Below are 21,093 nucleotides of genomic sequence, written 5' to 3'. Positions count from 1 at the left end.
CGAAAATACAACTGCAGTTGGTATATCATAAACTCATTCATTCTGCAATTAATCTGTGAACTCGTTTTCGGTTCCCGGTCAAAATCTCATATGGAATAGTGTTTCCAGCATTTGCCAGATGGTGAACCGGATTATTTTGCCCGTAAATTTCTACCGGAGTCCCAGCAGTAACATCCGGACAATTACTGATGTCGACCATAATCATATCCATGCATACGTTCCCCACCACCGGACACAAAACTTTTCCAATGCGCACCGAAAACCGACCATTCCCAGCCAGTCGAGGGACTCCATCTGCATAGCCGATATTCAAAACAGCAATTTTACCGTCCGATTGAAGCTGCCCATTTTGCTCATAGCCGATGGACTCCCCAGCACTGACCTTTTTGATCTGGGAAATGGAAGCATACAGCGATTGAACCGGCCGGAGATCTTCATGAACCGAAAGCGATTCCAGACCCACGCCATACAGTCCAATCCCCAGACGAACCATATCGTATTGGTATTCCGGAAAGCGGACAATTCCGGCTGAGTTTAGGATATGTCGAGTGACGGGTTTAGGCAGATTTCTGTTGATCAACGCTGTCCACTCTTCAAACAGATTAAACTGTGATTTCGTAAATGCATCCTTCTCTGATGTGGGACTGGAAGATAAGTGGGAAAAAACAGATTTCACCTGCATAGACGGCGTAGCACACAGCACCTCAACTAATGATCCGAGATCGTTGTTGTCAAATCCAAGTCGGCGCATTCCTGTATCCAGCTCCAAATGCACCGGATAGTTCGCAATCTTTTCTCTGCTAATGAAATTCACCCACTTGGTCAGTATTTCCATATTGGATAGTTCAGGCTCCAGCTGGTGGTTGATCAGATCAGGAAAATCTCCGGGGACGGGATTCATTACCATAATGGAACCTGATACTCCATGCGTTCTTAACTCCTTTCCCTCATACGTATAGGCGACGCCCAGATCTCTGACACCCAGGCGATTCAATTCACGCCCCACTTCGACTGCACTGGATCCATACGCATTGCTTTTCACCATGGCCATGACACGGGTGTTCTCCGATAGCAAACTTCTAAAATAACTCAGATTGTGTCTGAGGTTGTCCAGGTGAGTGATCGCTGTAGCCGGAGCAAAATCAGACATATAAACATCCATATTGACTCCCATATTTTGGTGTACGTTTTATAGTGTAAATAGTGTTTGTCGATTCTTCAGTGATCCATAGTTTCACTGCTGTTCAATGTCAGACACGAAGATGATATTCATTCTTCGGATAGTTCCAGTAAATCCTGGCCAATATCATTCCTAAAATAAACCCCCTCGTACTGTATTTTCCCAGCTGCTTCCCGGGCTTTCTCCATAGCGCGTGCTGGAATCTCATCCATGGCAGTTACAGCGAGAACCCGACCACCATTGGTTAACACACCGCCTTCACTGTGGCGTGTTCCCGCATGGAATACGTGATCGGCAACATCCTCCAGCCCTTCAATCACCTTCCCTTTTTGATAAGCGCCCGGATATCCGTCGGAAACTGTCACCACTGTACACGCGGTTTCAGGATTGAAAGACAAACTCTGCGCCTCCAGACTCTGACAAGCCGCCTGATAAAAAACATCCACCAGATCATCCTCAATACGGCACAAGACAGACTGAGTTTCCGGATCGCCCATCCGACAATTATATTCAATAACGTGGGGCTCCCCTTGAACTTTTATTAATCCAAAAAAGACAAATCCGGTGTAATGCAGGCTGTCCTGGTGTATGCCTTCAATGGTGGGAGCGACAATTTTCTGAATAACCTTTTTCTTAAAATCTCCTTGAAAAAATGACACCGGAGACACGCTTCCCATACCGCCGGTATTGAGTCCGGTATCGCCTTCTCCTATCCGTTTGTAATCTTTGGCTTCCGGCAGCAGAATATAGTTTTTTCCGTCGGTCAGAGCAAACACGGAAAATTCGATTCCATCCAAAAATTCTTCAATAACCACCTTCTGGCTGGCTGATCCGAATTTTCCGTCTACCATCAACTTTAGTTCCCGGACTGCTTCATCCAGATCCTCGATGATTAAAACACCCTTTCCGGCGGCCAGCCCATCTGCTTTCAAGACATACGGGGGCTGCAAACCAGCCATAAACCGTACTCCCTGGTCCAGGTTTTCGGCGGTCACCTCGATATATCCGGCTGTAGGAATATTATGCCGCTTCATAAAAGACTTGGCATAGGATTTACTGCCTTCGAGTTGCGACGCCATCCTGTCCGGTCCAAGAACTGGAATAGTCCGAAGTTCCGGATCATTTTGAAAATAATCAACTATTCCTTCCACCAGAGGGGCTTCCGGACCCACGATTACAAAATCTATATTATATGTTTTTACAGATTCTTTTAGAGCTTCGAAATCCATTATATCCACAGCGATGTTTTCAGCAATCGATCCCGTCCCGGCATTGCCTGGAGCTACATAAAGCTGATCACAGCGCGGGCTCTGAGTTATTTTCCAGGCCAGGGTATGTTCTCGTCCTCCGCTTCCTAATAATAATATGTTCATGGTTCTTTTTTACGTTCTAAAAAGGCTAAAGATAGGGTCTTTTTAAAAAACGGTACAGAATTTGATTACATATTACGACATTAACTAATATAAGGATATCTTTGCCTTTGACAAAAAATAAAAGCTATGTACGAATACATTACTGGTAGAATCATCGAAAAAGATCCAACGCATGTTATTTTGGAGAATAATGGCATCGGATATATAATACATATTTCCGTTCACACCTATTCTGCTCTCCAGAACAAGGAGGACATCAAACTGTACACGCACTATTACATCAGAGAAGATACCCGGGCGATGTATGGATTTATCACGGAGGAAGAACGCACAACGTTTGAATTATTTATTAACATCAGTGGCATCGGGCCAAATACGGCTCGATTGATTCTTTCATCAATGACTCCGGGTCAGGTGGTTCAGGCTGTAGAATCTGAAGATGTTCATGCTTTTAAAAGTGTCAAAGGCATTGGCACCAAGACCGCAGAACGGGTATTAATCGATCTTCGGGATAAAATCTCAAGAATCCATACAAAGCTAGCCAATCCATCTACGGTTTCACCAGCAACAACCGCTGAGCAAAACAACATCAACGAAGTTCGCCAGGCACTGCTTACATTGGGTTTTCCACCAGCAAAGATCCAGCATGCGTTGATGAAAATCAAGGAAGAGCAATCCGATGATACTGTAGAAATAATGATAAAACAGGCATTAAAATTAATGTCATGATAATGATTTCCTATTCTTGTCGTTTAGAATTTGAATTACCATAACTTTTGTGAAGATTTATGAATTTTGACTTTGACTTAAAGTTCCGGGATATTGCAGTCATCGCGCTCAGTGTCAATATCTTATTGCTCTGTTCCTGGACGATTGAGGCAAATGGACCCCATGATCTGCCCCTATCAACCCACTGGTCTAAAAACCAAAGTAAGGTACGAGATACTGTACCAGGCATAGGAAACATCGGAAAATATTTGACCCAACCCAACCAAGAAAACCCTTTTGATCTGAAAGATCCTCCGTTGCTGGAGGACAAGGTCCAATACGACCCCGAGTCGAATACCTATAACTTCATCAACCAACTCGGTGATGAATACCGGCCCTATTCACCGACCATGACATTTAGTGAATATCTCCAATATCGAAAGGAACAACAAGAACAAGAATATCTGAACCGGATTTCAGGTGTCACCCCAGGCGGTGGCCTGGATCTGGATCCCATGGAGAAAATCGATGTGTCCAAAAATCTCGCTGATCGATTGTTCGGAGGTTCAGAAATCGATATACGACCACGTGGTAGTGTCGATATTACCCTGGGGTATGAATACCAAAACGTTGAAAACCCCATCCTGTTGGAACGGCAACAGCGTTACGGCGGACTTGATTTTGATATGCCGATCCGGCTCGATGTCGAAGGAAGCATTGGGAATAAGCTCAATCTGAAATTTAACTGGGACAACAAGTCTACGTTTAATTTTGATCAAAATCTTAAAATCAATTATGATACCGACAATTTTTCCGAAGATGAAATCATCAAAACGATCGATGCAGGGTATGTAAGTCTCCCGCTGAACAGTCAATTGATCCATGGTTCAGAAAATCTTTTTGGTGTAAAATTGGGCACCCAGTTTGGAAGACTTCGGTTGACAACCATCCTGTCCCAACAGAACAGCGAACAAAAAGACCTGAACATTGAGGGTGGCGGAGAAGTACAGGAGTTTGAAGTGGATGCGGATAATTATGATGAAAACCGACACTTCTTTTTGGCTCACTACTTTCGGGAGAATTTCGAAGAAGCGTTGTCCATACTCCCGCAGGTACGTTCATTGTATAAGATTACGCGGACGGAGGTATGGGTCACCAACGATCGAAACCAGGTGGAAGACTCCCGGGACATTCTGGCGATTGCTGATCTGGGTGAAACGGATAAAATATTTAACCAAAACCCCAATTTTCAAAACCCACCAGTGGTGGTCAATCCGGACATTACCGGAGATGGATTGCCGGACAATTCATCGAATTCAATTTATGATGCCATCACTTCATCTGGTTCGATTCGCAACCTTGACATGGCTGTAGCTACTTTGACCTCGCAGTTTCGCCTGGAACAATCCAGAGATTTTGAAAAAGTAGGAGCCCGTTTGCTGCGACCATCAGAATATCGCCTCGATCCGGATCTGGGCTATATTTCATTAACCACCGCATTGCGCCCCGATCAGGTACTGGCAGTTTCATATGAATATGAGTACAATGGTGAAAAATATCAAGTCGGAGAATTCTCAACCGATTTACCACTCAATCCAGATACCACTACGGTACTATTCACCAAACTTCTGAAAGCAACCACCCAGAATGTGGATTTGCCGCTTTGGGATCTGATGATGAAGAACTTTTACTCCATCGGTGCTTATCAGGTAAGTCAGGAGGATTTCCGTCTGGACATCTTCTATGAAGATCCCGGGAAATCATTAAAAAGGTATTTGCCGACAGAAAAATATGAAAATCTGCCCCTGCTCAATTTGTTTGGACTCGATCAGTTAACCACCACCGGAGATCCGCAACCCGGTGGAGATGGTCAGTTCGACTTTGTGAACGGGGTTACTTTCAATCTGAACACGGGCCGGATGATGTTCCCCACTTTGGAGCCATTTGGCTCCAACCTGGCAGAACGGTTGGACGATCCTGAACTGATCGAAAAATTCGTGTACCAAGAGTTATACGACAGTACCATTGTTGTCGCGCGGGAGTTTACAGAGAAAAACCGATTTCTGATTAAAGGACGCTACAAAGCCAGCGCTTCTGACGAGTATGATCTCCGGGCATTCAATGTACCCCGGGGCTCTGTAAAAGTCTATGCCGGAAGCCAGGAATTGATCGAAGGCGTAGATTATGAAGTGAATTATGGGTTGGGTAAAGTCCGCATCACGAACAGTGCGTATACCGGACCGGGGGTCAATATTCGGGTTTCCTATGAGGATCAGGGTTTGTTCAACCTCAATCGAAAGAACATGGTCGGATTACGTGCAGATTATGCCTTTAGTGACGAGCTCAATGTGGGAGCGACCTATATGCACCTTTGGGAACGGCCATTCACCCAAAAGGTGAACTACGGTGAAGATCCCATCAACAACAGGATCGTCGGACTCGATATGAACATGAGTAAGCCGGCACCTTGGATCACGCGGTTTCTCAACAACCTGCCCTTGATTAACACCACCTCAGAAAGTAGTGTGGATCTTGCAGTGGAGGGAGCTTGGTTAAAACCTGGACACTCCAAGGCAATCGATGTGGATTCGACCGGTGGTACAGCCTATCTTGATGATTTCGAAGGAAGTTCGACAGGGATTGATCTGCGACTCCCCACTACAGACTGGGTTATCTCTTCAATCCCTCAAAATGATCTGAACAATAATAACCCTAAATTCCCTGAATCCACGCTGACCAATTCGATGTTGACTGGCGTGAACCGGGCCAACATGTCCTGGTATCGGTTGGAGTCCATCTATGCAGACAACAGCAATCCCTACACCCGTGCCATTCCTATACGTGAAATCTTTCCCAATCGGGAAATTGATCTTCAGTTTGCATCCACTTTCCTCACTTTCGATGTGACCTACGATCCGACCAAACGAGGACCTTATAATTACGACGTACCGGACGGGACTGAATTCAGTGCAGGACTTGATCCGGATGGAAACCTCAGACGGCCAGAATCAAGATGGGGCGGTATAATGCGTTCACTGCAAAGAAATGATTTTGAAGCAGCCAATGTCGAGTACATTGAGATGTGGGTGATGAATCCATTTATGGAACAACCAGATGGGACGCAACTTGAAAGTGGTGGTAAGATGTATATCAATCTGGGCAATGTATCAGAAGATATCGTCAAGGATGGACGCATGTTTTTCGAAAACGGACTGCCTGTTCCAGGATCCAATGCGCCACTGGACACTACCAACCTTGGCGTTGTACCACGAATCAGAAACATTACCCGTTCCTTCGACCCCAACCCGGAGAACCGGGCCAAACAAGATGTCGGGTATGACGGACTGTCAGACGATGAAGAACGTTCTTTCTTCGCTGAATACCTTCAGGCCATCCAATCACTAAATGCCAATGCCCGCGAAGAAATAGAAAATGATCCATCGAATGATAATTATGTTTCATTCCGGTCTTTTCCTGAAAACTACACCGATGTACTGGAGCGGTATGCGAAGTCCAACAATTACGAAGGAAACTCCAAAGCCTCAGAAGGTCGTACTCTGGAATCCAATACCAATATGCCCGATAATGAGGACTTGAACAACGATAACACCCTCAATGAATCCGAAGCCTATTTTGAGTATGAAATTCCCATTGAATACGATCCCAACACAGGCGGGATCCAACAAATGGATTTTATCACAGATACCATCAAGTCTTCATCCGGAGCAGTGTGGTACCGTCTTAAAATTCCAATTCAGGATTTTGACCGAAAAGTAGGAAGTATCAAAGATTTTCGATCGATCCGGTTTATGCGAATGTATATGAGTGGCTTCAAGTCACGAGCCATTTTCCGTTTTGCAAAACTGGAATTGGTCAACAATACCTGGAGACGGTATACCAAGAGCCTCAGTCAGCCCGGAATCGGTGAACCGAATCCCATATCGGATGATATTGATTTTGATGTAAATGTGGTCAATATTGAAGAAAATAGCGGAAAATTCCCCTTCCAGTACAAAGTACCTCCGGGGATTAAACGAGAAGTCAGTTATGCCACGGTGAATAATATTGCTCAAAACGAACAATCCATTGCCATGGACATCTGCAACCTGCCACATGGGGAGGCGGCAGCCATTTACAAAATTATCGGTCGATTTGATTTCCGAGATTTCGAGCGATTAAAAATGTTTGTTCACGCCGAAGAAAAAAAGGAAAAGCTAAACGATGGGGATTTGTCTGTTTTTCTGCGCCTGGGGTCAGACTTTTCGAACAACTACTATGAATATGAAATCCCGTTGGTTATCTCAAGGTTGGAAAATGTAGGTTCGGTTTCTACTGGCAGCCTGGAATACGTGAATGAAGTATGGAAGAGAGAAAACAGTTTTGACTTCCCGCTGGATCTGTTTGTCAACACCAAAATAGAACGAAACGCGGAAGGAGCACCCGAGACCATCCCTTATGTGGTCTCTGATCCGGACAAGCCATCCAACAAAGTCCGGGTAGTGGGAAATCCTACGCTGGGGGATCCGAAAGCAGTCATGATCGGTGTCCGAAACACGGCAGAGGATCACCTGAATAAATGTGGTGAAATATGGGTGAATGAACTTAGAATGCAGGGTCTTAATGAAGAAGGAGGGATGGCTGCATTGGCTCGGCTCGATGTCCAGTTAGCAGATCTTGGCCGCGTAAACTTTGCGTCCAATTTCAGTACGGTGGGATGGGGAACGCTGGATCAGAAACTCATCCAAAGACAGAAAGAACGTATGTTTGATTACAATGTATCGACCAATTTGCAATTGAATAAACTACTGCCGGACCAATGGAATCTTAGTATTCCTTTTTTCGCGCAATACTCCAACGCTACAGCAACACCCAAGTATGATCCGTATGACAATGACTTAACCCTGGATCAGAAACTGGAAACCGTTGCTCCGGCAGAACGAGACTCCGTCCGTGACCAGGCAATTATCCGAGAGGTTCGAAAAACAATTTCATTGGATAATGTGCGGGTAATGCGAGGCAACCAGGCTGACCAGAAGCCCAAACCGTGGGATGTGCAGAACTTTAGTGTGTCGTATTCCAAAACAACGAGTATTCAGTCTGATCCGATCATAGAAGAAGACAAAATAGAACAGCAGCGTGGTGCTCTGGATTATAATTATTCAGCACAACCGCTCTACATCACCCCATTGAAAAATGCAATCGCCAATGATAAATTTCTGAAATTTTTGTCAGAATTCAACTTTAATCCAATTCCTTCGAATCTGGCGTTCCGAAATGAGCTGAATCGATTTCAGAGCACCACCGAATACCGGTTTATGGAACCGGAATTCAGTGACTGGTATACCAAACGATTCACCTGGGATCGAAACTACAATCTGGCCTGGAATCTGACCCGGTCTCTAAGACTAAATTTTGATGCCATCAGCAATTCCATCATCGATGAATTGCCCGTGCTGGATGAAAATAGAAATCCATATGATCCTTCTGAAATCAGGGATACCTTGTGGAATAACCTAACGAACCTGGGACGTCCAAAAAATTATCAGCACAAGGTAAATCTGACTTACGCCCTCCCCTTTAAGTACTTACCTTTCCTTGACTTTATAGACGTCGGCACACAATTATCGACAACTTACACCTGGAGTGCTGCAGCCCTCAATGCCCAGGAATTTGGGAATATCATTCAAAACTCCCAATCCAGATCTGTCAATGCCAATGTAAACTTCTTGCAGTTGTATAATAAAGTGGGATATCTTAAAGCAGTCAATGATTTTCAATTGGGTCAACCTGCAACCAATGGCAACGCCCGGAGTCGTCAACGGCCGGGAACCAGTTCCCAGGACGCTGATCAAGATAGTCGCAGCAGTGGATCAAGTGGTCCGGGAATTGCCGAGACTGCCCTCCTTCGACCTTTGATGTCATTGCGTACGATAAAATTCAACTATACAGAAAACTTCAGCAGTGTGGTTCCAGGATTTACCCCAGAACCAAAGTTTCTTGGCATGAATGAAGCATGGTCCGCGCCAGGAATCGGTTATATCTTGGGGGTTCAGCCGACAGATCAATGGTTAAACAGTCTTGTGTCCGGCTCAGAGCAGTACATCACGAATACGATTCTGCTCAACCAGGAGGTTGTGCGAAACCGTACTCAGCGCATTGATGCCAGCATGGATGTGGAACCATTCCGGGACTTCAAAATTACCGTGACGGCCAATAAGAACTTCGTGGAAAACAATTTCGAATTCTTCAAGGTTCAGGAAGCAGGAGGCGATTTCAAACATCTCGCTCCCCGAGATGTCGGAAGTTATTCTGTCTCATTCTTTTCACTGAACACATTTATGAAAAACGACACTGCCTACGTCCAGAACTTATTTTCGACATTCGAAGACAACCGGGAGGCTATATCTCAACGATTGGGGGATGGCGAACATGCATTAGATGGTCCTGAATATACCGAAGGCCATGGCAGATATCAACAGGAAGTTTTGGTGCCGGCCTTCCTGGCTGCTTATACAGACAAAGACCCGACCAAGTCAACGCTCAAGTTTTTGGATGTATCACCTAAACTGAACTGGCAGCTCAACTACAATGGGCTGAGCAAGATCCCGTTCTTTAATGAATTATTCTCCAACTTCGCATTGCGCCACGGATACCAGTCGAATTTAAATATAAATTCGTTCCGAACGGACCGGGATTACGAACCGGAAAGTCCCATGGACAACATCAATGAGTTGACTGGCAATTATTACAGTGAATACGAAATACCTGATGTGGTCATATCAGAACAATTTAATCCACTTTTGGGCATAGAGGTCCGAACTAAAAATGACTTCAACTTCTCCGTAGATTATGTAAAGAGCAGGAATCTGGCGCTTAGTCTAACCAATTACCAACTCAATGAAAACAATTCCTCGGAGATACGCATCGGGTTTGGTGCTACCCTAAAAAATGTCAACCTTCCTTTTGGATCAGGTGGTGAAAAAAGAAGACCCAGCCGCCCGCAGCCTGGATCGGTTCAACAACCCGGCCAAAACCGGAGTAGTCGGGATGCAGAGGCCGGCAATGACATCATCGTTCAGGTAGACTTTAGCTATGGGAACAATATATCTGTGATCCATTTGTTTGACTCAGAAATTCAACCACAGGTATCGTCTGGCGCCCGAAACATCAGCATGAGACCCACCGTGGACTATGAGCTCAATGACAAAATGACCATTCGGCTGTATGGAGAATACAATCGGACAGTTCCCTGGACTTCTAACTCCTACCCGATTACGCGTTTCAAAACCGGTACAACGATTCGGTACAAGCTGGATTAGAAAAAAATGCTGCCCGATGCAACCATATGGACAGAAATTGTTAATATGGTGGGAACGGAAATTATTATCACTTTTATCAAACGACTTCCATGTCAAACATAAAATGGATCTGGTGGGTGGCGGGACTGATGATCATAGCTATTGCCGGCATTGTCTGGATGCAGGTAAACTGGATCCGTGAGAACATCAAAGTCGTCGAAGATCAATTTGATACTGAAGTATACTCCGCCCTGAACAGCGTCAAGCAAGAGATCGAAGACCGCTTTTACGGCAACGACCGACGGCCACAGTTGAGCCACATTTTGGGACAACGGCATTTACAGGATTCGACGGTTACTAAGTGGTCCGATCTATTTTCAGAAGCAGAACTTGACCAGATCAGAGAGAGTCAGATCGATCTTGAAAAATTAAAAAATCTGGTAGAATCCGCGTTCATCAACAAGATGGGCGCAGATGGATTGAAAAGTCAGCGGATCACGGATTTGATCAATCTTGAAAAATTGGACAACAGCATACGCAACAATCTGCGCAGCAGAGGGATCAAAACAGATTATCATTATGGCATTCTTTCAAACCAGGATGGGAACATCGTGATCATGGATGGAAACTTTGTGGTTTTCCCCGAAGAAGATATTGAAGCGACCATAACAGAACACAATCACAAACTCAAGAATTCGCCGTATGCCACAAATTTATTTATTCATAACAACAACCGGGCTTTAGGAAAGCTTATCATCGAATTTCCGATGCGAACCCGGTTCATAATCAGTCGAATACTCACGAATATTATCTTGTCGGTCATATTCATTGCCATCACATTGTTTTCATTTTTGTATACCATATTTACCATTCTGAGACAGAAACGGATAGCAGAAATGAAAACCGACTTTATTAATAATATGACCCACGAATTTAAGACGCCGATAGCGACCATCTCTCTGGCTACGGATTCCATACAGAATCCCAATATCGTAAAAAGCCCAGAAAAAGTAGAGCGGTTTGCAAACATCATCAAAGAAGAAAATAAAAGAATGCTGGTCCAGGTCGAAAAAGTCCTACAAATGGCTCAATTCAACAACAAGCGGTTGAAAATGGCTATGGAATATGTGGATGTTCATCAATTGCTCACCCAGGCCAAAAACCATATTGAGCTGCAGGTTAAACGGAGAGGTGGTAGGATAACTATTGACCTTGGTGCACCCACCCACATCATCAAGGGAGATGAAAACCATCTGAGCAATATTTTCCATAATTTACTGGATAATGCCAACAAATATACGCCTGAAGAGCCGCTGATTCAGATTCGGAGTAAAGCGGGCAACGGAGGCATTATTATCGAAATCGAAGATAACGGGCAGGGAATGAACCGGGAACAGGTCAAAAATATTTTTGAAAAATTTTATCGCATACATACCGGTGACATCCATGATATAAAAGGATTTGGACTGGGCCTTAGCTATGTGAAAGCCATGGTGGATGCGCATCACGGCCAAATACATGTCGATAGCAGACTCGGAAAAGGAAGTGTATTTCAGTTGTTTTTTCCCTACCCGAAAGAGAAATAAATAAAATAGTTCCTGAACTATAAAATTTAAGAACTGTTAAATCGTTAATATCCTGAATTTAATCAAGATCCTATGAATGATTCTAAGCCGAGTATTTTATTAGTAGAGGACGACCAAAATTTTGGTGACGTCCTGAAGTCTTATTTGGAAATGAATGACTTTGATATCACACTTCGCTCCGACGGTGAAAAAGGCAAGATTGCTTTTGACAGCGGTGAGTTTGATCTGTGTATTTTTGATGTCATGATGCCAAAAAAAGATGGTTTTACCCTCGCAAAAGAAATCCGCGAAGATGACAAGAAAACACCGATCATCTTTCTGACCGCCAAGACAATGAACGATGACATCGTGAAGGGCCTTAAAATAGGGGCTGATGACTACATCACCAAGCCCTTTAATTCCGAGGAACTTCTGCTTCGTGTCCAGGCAATTCTCAAAAGAAGTCAGAATGGCGGTTTGGAAAATGAAGACAACCGAACTGAATTTGAGTTTGGCAACTTCACGTTTGACTTTCCGCTTCGCAGATTGATTTACAACAACGGGGAAAAGGAGAAAGAAAGTAAATTATCTCCCAAAGAAGCGCAGTTGCTGCGCTTATTTTGCCTGAACCTGAACAATGTACTTACGCGTTCAGAAGCATTAACCAAGATTTGGGGAGAGGATAATTATTTCACCGCTCGAAGTATGGATGTTTTTGTAACCAAGTTGAGAAAGTACCTGAAGATCGATGACAACATAGAAATTGTCAACATTCACGGGAATGGTTTTCAATTGTTGGTCAAAGACGAGGAGTAGAAACCAGTTGAAAAATCAGATGTGATTTTAATCTGAGAGCTAAAATGTAAAGCGGCTGTAATATGATATTACAGCCGCTTATTTTTTACCCTATCGGGATCTTTTCATTTACTGATTCTATGATGGAATCAGACCATTGATTAGTTTCCGCTTAATTCGGCTTTGACCTTGCTGGTGATGTTTGTGGCATCATCCGCATAGAGTACTACTCCGGAACTTGAATCAAAAACCATGGTATATCCATCGGCTTTTGCTACAGTCTCGATGGCCGTATTTACTTTATCTTGAATTGGCTGGAGCAGTTCTTGTTGCTTTCTCATAACATCGGTCTGCATTTTCGTGTCATACTGTCGGATTTTATCTTGCTCCTCCTGTAATTTTTGACTTTCTACTTCAAGCTGTTTGGGTGACATTTCACCCGCATCTCGTTTTTGCTGAAGCTCCATAGCTTTTGCCTGAAAGCTTTCTATCATTTCCTGACCTTTCTTTTGCAATTGTTGTTGAAGGGTCTGTATTTCCGCATCAGCCGCTTTTACTTCAGGCAAATTCTCCAGTAGTTCCTGGGAATTGACATAAGCAAATTTTTGTTGCGCTTGCAACATGCCTGCAGAGAACAGCACCACAGCCGATAATAGGAAGTATTTAATCATGTTTTTCATCTTCATTGGTTTACTTTTTTAAAATTGTGCACAAAACTACAATAAATTTATTTAATGTTTAATTTCCGTTTGATATCTTCAGTTTTGTCATATTTATCGTTCGAATAGATCAAGCCAGCCGAGCTGCTTTTATCTAAAATGATATCTATGTTATGCAACGCTGCATATTCCTGAATTGCATTATATACCTTGTCCTGGATCGGTTCGACCAGCTGTTGTCGTTTTTGAAACAAATCGCCTTCAGGTCCAAACCGCAATTTTTGCATTTCACGGACTTCCTTCTCGCGCTGGACAATAGCATCTTCACGGGCTTTCCGTTCCGTTTCACTAAGGAGGACCTCTTCCGCGTTGTACTTGTTGTACATAGCCTTGATTTTTTCAAATTCAGCATTAATTTCTTGTTGCCATTGTTCAGCTAGTTTATCCAGTTGAGCTTGTGCATTCTTATAATCCTGCATATTCTCCAAAACATCTGCAATATTGATGATCGCCGTGCTTTGAGCAGTAGTCTGCCCAACCAATGTCAGCATCAAAGTTGCAGATATCGCTAATCCTGCTAATAATTTTTTCATAAGTTCTGTTTGTTGTGATTCACCTAAATGACTTTATATGGAAACGAATGTTTCAGAATTTCGTCTACTTTAAGGGTACTTTAAGAATCAAATCTTTGAAAAAAATTTGGAATTCCAGCAGTAGAAGTGATATTTCTCACCCGATTAACGTTTGGTTAACAATCCAAAGCACAGCACCTTTCGATCATTTGTCACCAGGCCGGGCTTCCAGAGCCTGACCTAAATCCTCCATCAGATCATCGATGTGTTCCACTCCGACACTCAGACGAATCGTCGAATCCATTAACCGAGCTGCCAGCCGTTCCTTGCGGGGAATCGATCCATGAGTCATTGAAGGAGGGTGTCCGATGAGAGATTCAACGCCGCCCAGAGATTCAGCCAACAAAAAATATCGAGTTCGACTCATGATTCTTTTTGCCTCTTCCATGCTATCATCTTTGAGATTGAATGAAACCATACCCCCAAAATCTTTCATCTGTTTTTTTGCCAGATCATGCCCTGGGTGATGAGACAAGCCGGGATAAAACACATCACCCACAACTTCATGTTCCACCAGGAATTCAGCAATCTGAGCTGCATTTTCACACGCCCGATCCATACGAAGAGGAAGTGTCTTAATACCTCGGATGGTTAGAAAACAATCCTGAGGCCCCGGGACCGCACCCGTTGCATTCTGAATGAAAGTAAGTCGCTCCGCTAATTCATCATCATTGACCACGACAGCGCCCAATACCACATCAGAATGCCCACCAATATACTTCGTCGCTGAATGAAGAACCAGGTCTGCGCCAAAATCCAATGGGTTTTGGAGATAGGGCGAAGCAAATGTATTATCCACACACGTCATCAGTTCATAATCTTTTGCCAAGGAACAAATCGATTCCAGGTCTAAAATATTCAACAATGGATTGGTCGGTGTTTCCACCCAAAGCATGCGTGTTTGGGGGGTAATCAAGGCCCGTACATTGTCAGTGTCAGATAGATCTGTAAATGTTGTATGGATTCCAAAATTCTCAAATACTTGTTTCAACAAGCGGTAAGAACCTCCGTATAAATCATTTGTAGCAATGATCTCATCACCCGGTTTGAGTAGTTTTATAACTCCGTCCATAGCAGCCAGCCCACTGGCAAAAGCAATACCATACTTTCCGTTTTCGAGTGCAGCAAGGTTGTTCTGAAGTGCGGTCCGGGTCGGATTCTGTGATCGGGCATATTCATACCCCTGATGAATCCCAGGGCTTTTCTGAACAAATGTCGACGTTTGAAAAACCGGCGTCATGACTGCTCCCGTACTTGGATCGGGTGTGATTCCGGCGTGAATGACTTTTGTTTCAAATTTCATAGTATTGATATCATTGTCTGTTGATGAAAATTATGATTGAACACGATTGATAGGTGGCATAAGGTTCATGGCTTCTGATTTATGCAGATGCAAGGAATGACTGAATATAGTCGGAGTGCAACGCAGACCAAAGATGGTAAATCCATCTTTGATGAGGGAACCAAAATGCCCTCATTTTGGAAGGGTAGCCTCACGAATAGTATTCTATTTCAAGGAGTTAGTAATGCAGCAGATGTATGAATCAGCAGAAGTATGAATCAAAAGTCAAACGTCACCCAAAATTGGGCTATGTAATATGCCCAATTTTGGAACTTAAGCAATGAATGCACTGTGTATTATGCGTATTACCAGATTGACGTGGTGAATAAAGCCGGTTAGCGTGTTTTTGCCCCAACTAATTGGGGATCAACCCAGAGCGAACTATAATTCTTATTTAAATAGGTTTTTCACCTTAATTACTGTGCAACTAAGGACTAATGCCCAATAGAGTTTTATTACTCATAACTCACTAAAAATGACAGAGCTAATCACGTTATTACAACACACTCTCAGACGCTAAACACGGACCATATCTTAGAATTCATCATGTCCTGCAAAAACCGATCCCCTCGGATCTTTGGTCTGACCCCTTCTGCTTGTCTATCTTGCCAGTCCCCCTTTTGATGCATCGACATTTTAACCTGCGTCCTCTCAAAAACCTCAGATGTCCCAGTCAAGTCCAGATCATCTGGCGGTACTAAGGGACATATTTTATCAAATAGCCCGGCATACAAATAACCAACCATCCGAGGTGGATTGTCAAAAAAAAGGCCACACCTTGGGTGCAGCCTTTCTAATTACTTTTCTTCAGCGAATGTTCTTAGTCGTTCACTGCATCAGCCAGGTTCTTGCCAGCTTTGAACTTGGCAACTGTCTTAGCTTTGATTTGAATTTCTTTGCCGGTCTGAGGATTCCGCCCAGTTCGCGCAGATCTTTCTGAAGTAGAGAAAGTTCCGAAACCAGGAAGAGTTACTTTATCACCAGATTTTAAAGTATCGGTGATGGAATCCAATGTTGCATCCAATGCTTTAGCAGCATCTGATTTTGTTAATCCTGACTGCTTTGCAATGCTGTCAACTAAATCTCCTTTGTTCATATTAATTATATTTTTTAATAAGGAATAAAAATTCTGAGAGGCAAATGTACGGTTATCCTCGGTTCAATTCCAAATAATTCATCTGAATAATTTCCAGAAAGGCCGTATTTATGCACATTTCAGGCTTTTTAAACGTCAAATATCAGACATATTATATATATAGTCATTAATTAAAACAAAATCTTCCACGCGGAAGGCATGCACCGGTCTTTTCGGTCGGTGTATTGAGTATTTTTCGCAGTGGTTACATCGCTGATCAAAGACGTCAGGAAGAAGGTTATAAATTTTTTCACCATTCATTTGATATATTGACCAATTTGATCTATCTTTGCAGCCTGATAAAAATAAACAACTATGGCCAATCATAAGTCCGCTAAAAAACGAATAAGAAGTTCTGCACAAAAAAGACTGCGGAACAAATACTATAAAAAAACTACACGAACGGCAATCAAAAACCTTCGTGAGATAACAGATAAAGATGATGCCGTTGTATTTCTACCAAAGGTAGTCAGTATGATCGATCGGTTAGCTAAAAACAACCGCATACATAAAAATAAAGCGGCAAATCTCAAGAGCAAGTTAATGAAACATGTAGCTGGTTTGTAAGAACCATCTCTCTATTTTAAAGAGAAGAAACCGTCTGATTAATTTCGGACGGTTTTTTTTATGCCACTGCGCCATTTTCTTTCACCAGAGATTGCTGTACTTCATAGGATACCTGAGCATACCCCAGCGGTTTGCTTTTGAATTTTGCTTTCCCTTGCGACAACGACCGCAGCACCGAAGAGTACCCTTCCATCTCTGCCAGTGGAATAGTTGCTGATATTTTCTGGTACCCTCCTTCGGTTCCCATACCGACGATCTGGGCCCGACGCGATTGCAGGTCACCCATAATCTCTCCCATCACTTCATCTCTGCACCGGATATCCAGGTGATAGACTGGTTCCAAAACCTGGGGTCCTGCTTTGATAAACCCCCGTCGAAATGCATGTCCCGCCGCCAGTTGAAAGGCCATATCATTGGAATCTACAGAATGCATCTTGCCATCAAATACACAAACCTGGATATTCTGACACCGGCTGCCCGTTAAAGGCCCCTCTTCCATCTTCATCAAAATTCCTTTTTTGATCGCATTGGAGAATCGATGATCAATATTTCCACCGACGATACACCACAAAAATTTTAGAGTGCCGCCCCAGGGCAAAGATTCCGTCTCTTCTTTTCGAACCGAAAGATCTGTGGGAAGTGGTGTATTTTCATCCCAGGGTTCCATTCGCAAATACACTTCAGCAAACTGACCTGCCCCCCCACTCTGTTTTTTGTGCCGGTAAGAAACTTCTACTGTACGACTAATCGTCTCCCGGTAGGGTATCCGTGGTGGTTCCAACATGAGATCCACCCCAAAAGATTTCTTCAGCCGATAACAGATAATATCCAAGTGCAGCTGACCTTGGCCTTCGATAATGGTTTGATTCAGTTCAGCGGATTGCTCGACAATCAAGGTCGGATCTTCTTCCTGGATAGTTTGCAAGGACCTGGCCATCTTGTCCAGATCCGATGAATTTTCCTGAACAATAGCCATTCGGTATTGAGGTGAAGGAAAATGAATGGGCTCAATCTCGCGCTCAATCCCTTTTGTATTCAGGGTGTTGTTGGTATGTGAATTTTTAAGTTTCGTGGTGACTCCCAAATCACCGGCTATAATACGAGGAATTTCCTCCCGGTCTTTCCCATTGGAAAAATAAATGTGATTAAAAATCTCATGCGTACCCGTATTTGCATTGGTCAGCACATCACCCCGGGAAAGAACACCACTATACACCTTAAAATAGGAGACGTTCCCTACATTTGGTTCTGAAATGGTCTTGTAAATGAGCAATGTCGTCGCATCCTCAACATCACATGCCAGCGCTTGGCCACCGATCAACGGTTGGGGCGGACGATCTGAAGGGGAGGGCCCAATGTCATTGATGAACCCCATAACCCGCCCGCTGCCCATATTGTGAACAGCACTGGCAATGAACACGGGATAAAACTCCCCATGCGACAAGGCCACATTCAGACCCTCGCGCAACTCTTCCTCCGATAGACTTCCGGCTTCAAAATATTTTTCCATCAGAGACTCATCATTTTCAGCAGCAACCTCCACCAGTGCATTATGCCACTGATCTACTTTTTCCATTTCACTTTCAGGAATAGCTTCTTTTTCCGGCCGACCTCCAGATTCAGGAAAATGATAGACCACTCTATGAAGTGTATCCACTATCCGGTCAAATCCATGCCCTTGATTTAAAGGGTACTGGATCGGAACAACCTTTGAACCCAATTGATTTTTAATTTCTTGAAGTGATTTTTCATAATTGGCTTCATGATCATCCATATGATTGATCACGAATAATAGGGGTGTATTCAATTTTTCAGCCTGTTCCATGGAAAGTTCTGTCCCGACCTCGACCCCATATCGGGCATGAATCATCATCACACCAAGATCCGCGACCTTCAGCCCAGACAACACTTCACCCACAAAATCATCTGCCCCCGGTGTGTCTATGATGTTAATTTTACTGCTTTTCCAATGGACATGCATCAGGGAAGTGAATATAGAATACTGCTTTTCCTGTTCGATGTTCGTATAATCAGAGACGGTGGTGCCTTGTTCGACCTCGCCCAATCGATTGACAGCTTCTGTTTCAAGAAGCATGTTTTCGACAAAAGTTGTTTTTCCGCTACCGGCATGTCCCAGCAAAACAACATTTCTCAGATTCTCAGTGGTAATTTTCATGGTCAGAATTTTTAGGTATATGAATACAATTGTGGTTTCATGTTTCCATCATCAGACCATAATTCAATGTCTGACGGCATCCATGCTGTACACCATGACAATGTCACTAAGCCGTATCTAATCCTCTTTCTGATATATCCACGAATGCAGACTTTATCTGCCTCTTTTATCTCTGCTCACATCTTTTTTATATGTTTTGAGCATGCTCCACCAAGTCTATCAAATTAACAAACTTCGAAAGACAAGTAAAAAGTGATTTACTAAAGATAAAATTTTTATAATGAACCATGAAAAAAATTTATCATTGCAGTCAATTTGATGTAAGACAGCTGCTCCCAGACAAACTTTCGGCTGGTAAAATTACAGGTATATGCCTCTTTTAAAGTCAGATTATAATCCTCGAAACCCCCTGTTTAGAAATAAACATTTGGCTACTATATTCCCAACTCAGTTCCGGTCTGTCCGGGCAGAAGTACCATCGGATCGCATACGCATGGACACGCCTGACGGAGATTTTATCGATGTTGATTTACCTGAGCAACAACACGACCGGGCGGTCATACTATTACATGGTTTTGAAGGTAGTTCGACGCGTCCATATATGCTGGGAATGGCCCGGCATCTTCAAAACGCCAACTGGGATGCGATCGCGCTAAACCACCGGGGATGTAGCGGAGAACCCAATAAAAAGCCACATGCATACCACGCCGGGTATTTCGAAGATGTGATTTTCCTGATCGAAAATATAATCAATACCAGGAGTTATCATTCCATTGCTCTGATCGGGTTTAGTCTGGGAGGCAATATCCTTCTTAATTATTTGGCCAAGTGTCCAAACATTCCGACTCAGGTCAAAGCCGGAGTTGCCATATCTGTTCCCATTGATTTGCGTACAGCAGTATACGAGCTAATGAAATCCAACAACTGGATCTACAGCAGGGATTTTTACAAGAAGCTGATAAAAAAGATGAAGGTCAAACGGAAGGCTTATCCCAATTTACTGCCCTATGACCAGATTCTGCAATCACAAAATCTCGATGAATTTGATGAAAACTACACGGCTCCCTATCACGGTTTTGAGAATGCAATGGATTATAGAGTAAAAAACAGTGCGCTTTTCATATTGGATCAGATCCAACGTCCTGCCCTGTTGATCAATGCCCAAAATGATCCCTTTCTCACCGAAAGCTGTTATCCTTACGAATTGGCAGCATCCTCGGAAAAACTGTTTCTACTAACTCCTCGCTATGGTGGACACGTCGGATTTTGGATGCCGGGAGGGACCTATTACCATGAGAAAAAAAGCAGCACTTTCCTGGATAAATTTGTGTAGCATGGTCATTTGCACCTTTCCATGTTCGGACACTACCTGGTTATCTCAAATTTGAGTGTCCGGTGATTTCTCTTTATCCCGCTTTTTTCACCCGTCAATCTATGGTGATGCATAAGATGCAGTGCATCAATGCGTTAAATTACACAATTGGGAATATTACCTAGACCAATTCTGGGTGAGGGTAGGCTTTTGCGGGTTATGGTCAGAACAACGCCGATGGTCCGCTCAATCCACCTGCGCAAAACAAGGGGAATTTATAGTCCCAGGAGGGAGGTGCCTGTTCACTCATCAAAGGTGTATTCGGACCCTTTGACTTTTACATAGCTACTC

At 43.5% G+C, this 21,093-nt stretch carries 12 protein-coding genes and 1 pseudogene; 6 read left to right on the top strand and 7 right to left on the bottom strand.

From position 1 onward, the window contains the following. Positions 1–37: 37 nt before the first annotated feature. Entirely contained in the window at positions 38–1,162 is a 1,125-nt protein-coding gene (gene alr, locus KUV50_RS02430) for an alanine racemase (protein WP_222578488.1), read from the bottom strand. A gap of 107 nt (positions 1,163–1,269) precedes the next feature. Beyond that, on the bottom strand, positions 1,270–2,553 hold the full coding sequence (purD, locus tag KUV50_RS02425; protein WP_222578487.1) for a phosphoribosylamine--glycine ligase: 1,284 nt from the start codon (positions 2,551–2,553) through the stop codon (positions 1,270–1,272). A 126-nt stretch (positions 2,554–2,679) separates the two neighbouring features. On the opposite strand from purD, the gene ruvA reads away from it, so the two are divergent. The 4 genes from ruvA (at position 2,680) to KUV50_RS02405 (ending at position 12,940) form a co-directional block, all read left to right on the top strand. Next, on the top strand, positions 2,680–3,282 hold the full coding sequence (gene ruvA, locus KUV50_RS02420; RefSeq protein ID WP_222578486.1) for a Holliday junction branch migration protein RuvA: 603 nt from the start codon (positions 2,680–2,682) through the stop codon (positions 3,280–3,282). Between the two features lie 59 nt (positions 3,283–3,341). Next, positions 3,342–10,580 (top strand): cell surface protein SprA, encoded by a 7,239-nt coding sequence (sprA, locus tag KUV50_RS02415; RefSeq protein ID WP_222578485.1) that lies wholly within the window; start codon positions 3,342–3,344, stop codon positions 10,578–10,580. Between the two features lie 89 nt (positions 10,581–10,669). After that, positions 10,670–12,145 carry a sensor histidine kinase gene (locus KUV50_RS02410; protein WP_222578484.1) on the top strand — a complete coding sequence of 492 codons (1,476 nt, stop codon included), beginning with the start codon at positions 10,670–10,672 and terminating at the stop codon, positions 12,143–12,145. 72 nt (positions 12,146–12,217) lie between these two features. After that, positions 12,218–12,940: a response regulator transcription factor gene (locus KUV50_RS02405; protein WP_222578483.1), complete on the top strand. Its 723-nt coding sequence runs from the start codon at positions 12,218–12,220 to the stop codon at positions 12,938–12,940. Positions 12,941–13,080: 140 nt separating this feature from the next. On the opposite strand, the gene KUV50_RS02400 is transcribed toward KUV50_RS02405, so the two are convergent. From KUV50_RS02400 to KUV50_RS02385, 4 genes and pseudogenes are all read right to left on the bottom strand, one after another. After that, entirely contained in the window at positions 13,081–13,605 is a 525-nt protein-coding gene (locus tag KUV50_RS02400) for an OmpH family outer membrane protein (RefSeq protein ID WP_222578482.1), read from the bottom strand. A 41-nt stretch (positions 13,606–13,646) separates the two neighbouring features. Further along, entirely contained in the window at positions 13,647–14,171 is a 525-nt protein-coding gene (locus tag KUV50_RS02395; protein WP_222578481.1) for an OmpH family outer membrane protein, read from the bottom strand. A gap of 184 nt (positions 14,172–14,355) precedes the next feature. Next, positions 14,356–15,522 carry a cystathionine gamma-synthase gene (locus tag KUV50_RS02390; RefSeq protein ID WP_315899916.1) on the bottom strand — a complete coding sequence of 389 codons (1,167 nt, stop codon included), beginning with the start codon at positions 15,520–15,522 and terminating at the stop codon, positions 14,356–14,358. A gap of 850 nt (positions 15,523–16,372) precedes the next feature. Then, positions 16,373–16,675, bottom strand: a pseudogene (locus KUV50_RS02385) (HU family DNA-binding protein); the annotation flags it as partial. A gap of 327 nt (positions 16,676–17,002) precedes the next feature. Here KUV50_RS02385 and rpsT point away from each other — a divergent pair. Continuing rightward, positions 17,003–17,254: a 30S ribosomal protein S20 gene (rpsT, locus tag KUV50_RS02380; RefSeq protein ID WP_222578478.1), complete on the top strand. Its 252-nt coding sequence runs from the start codon at positions 17,003–17,005 to the stop codon at positions 17,252–17,254. A 58-nt stretch (positions 17,255–17,312) separates the two neighbouring features. Here the strand turns inward: rpsT and KUV50_RS02375 are convergent, their stop codons facing one another. After that, positions 17,313–19,430 carry an elongation factor G gene (locus tag KUV50_RS02375; protein ID WP_222578477.1) on the bottom strand — a complete coding sequence of 706 codons (2,118 nt, stop codon included), beginning with the start codon at positions 19,428–19,430 and terminating at the stop codon, positions 17,313–17,315. A 370-nt stretch (positions 19,431–19,800) separates the two neighbouring features. Here KUV50_RS02375 and KUV50_RS02370 point away from each other — a divergent pair, with 370 nt between their 5' ends. Beyond that, positions 19,801–20,763, top strand: a complete 963-nt coding sequence (locus KUV50_RS02370; RefSeq protein ID WP_222578476.1) for a YheT family hydrolase — start codon at positions 19,801–19,803, stop codon at positions 20,761–20,763. Positions 20,764–21,093 lie beyond the last annotated feature (330 nt).

The organism is Membranihabitans marinus (assembly GCF_019802045.1).
In the GTDB taxonomy this organism is placed as follows: Bacteria; Bacteroidota; Bacteroidia; order Chitinophagales; family Saprospiraceae; genus Membranihabitans; species Membranihabitans marinus_A.
Note: the sequence above shows the minus strand (reverse complement) of the source record. Positions and strands in the feature narration are given on the sequence as shown.

Bases quoted from the DNA above. Each gene is read 5' to 3' on its own strand.
- alr (WP_222578488.1), bottom strand. From the start codon at position 1,162: ATGGATGTTTATATGTCTGATTTTGCTCCGGCTACAGCGATCACTCAC.
- purD (WP_222578487.1), bottom strand. From the start codon at position 2,553: ATGAACATATTATTATTAGGAAGCGGAGGACGAGAACATACCCTGGCC.
- ruvA (WP_222578486.1), top strand. From the start codon at position 2,680: ATGTACGAATACATTACTGGTAGAATCATCGAAAAAGATCCAACGCAT.
- sprA (WP_222578485.1), top strand. From the start codon at position 3,342: ATGAATTTTGACTTTGACTTAAAGTTCCGGGATATTGCAGTCATCGCG.
- KUV50_RS02410 (WP_222578484.1), top strand. From the start codon at position 10,670: ATGTCAAACATAAAATGGATCTGGTGGGTGGCGGGACTGATGATCATA.
- KUV50_RS02405 (WP_222578483.1), top strand. From the start codon at position 12,218: ATGAATGATTCTAAGCCGAGTATTTTATTAGTAGAGGACGACCAAAAT.
- KUV50_RS02400 (WP_222578482.1), bottom strand. From the start codon at position 13,605: ATGAAGATGAAAAACATGATTAAATACTTCCTATTATCGGCTGTGGTG.
- KUV50_RS02395 (WP_222578481.1), bottom strand. From the start codon at position 14,171: ATGAAAAAATTATTAGCAGGATTAGCGATATCTGCAACTTTGATGCTG.
- rpsT (WP_222578478.1), top strand. From the start codon at position 17,003: ATGGCCAATCATAAGTCCGCTAAAAAACGAATAAGAAGTTCTGCACAA.
- KUV50_RS02375 (WP_222578477.1), bottom strand. From the start codon at position 19,430: ATGAAAATTACCACTGAGAATCTGAGAAATGTTGTTTTGCTGGGACAT.
- KUV50_RS02370 (WP_222578476.1), top strand. From the start codon at position 19,801: ATGCCTCTTTTAAAGTCAGATTATAATCCTCGAAACCCCCTGTTTAGA.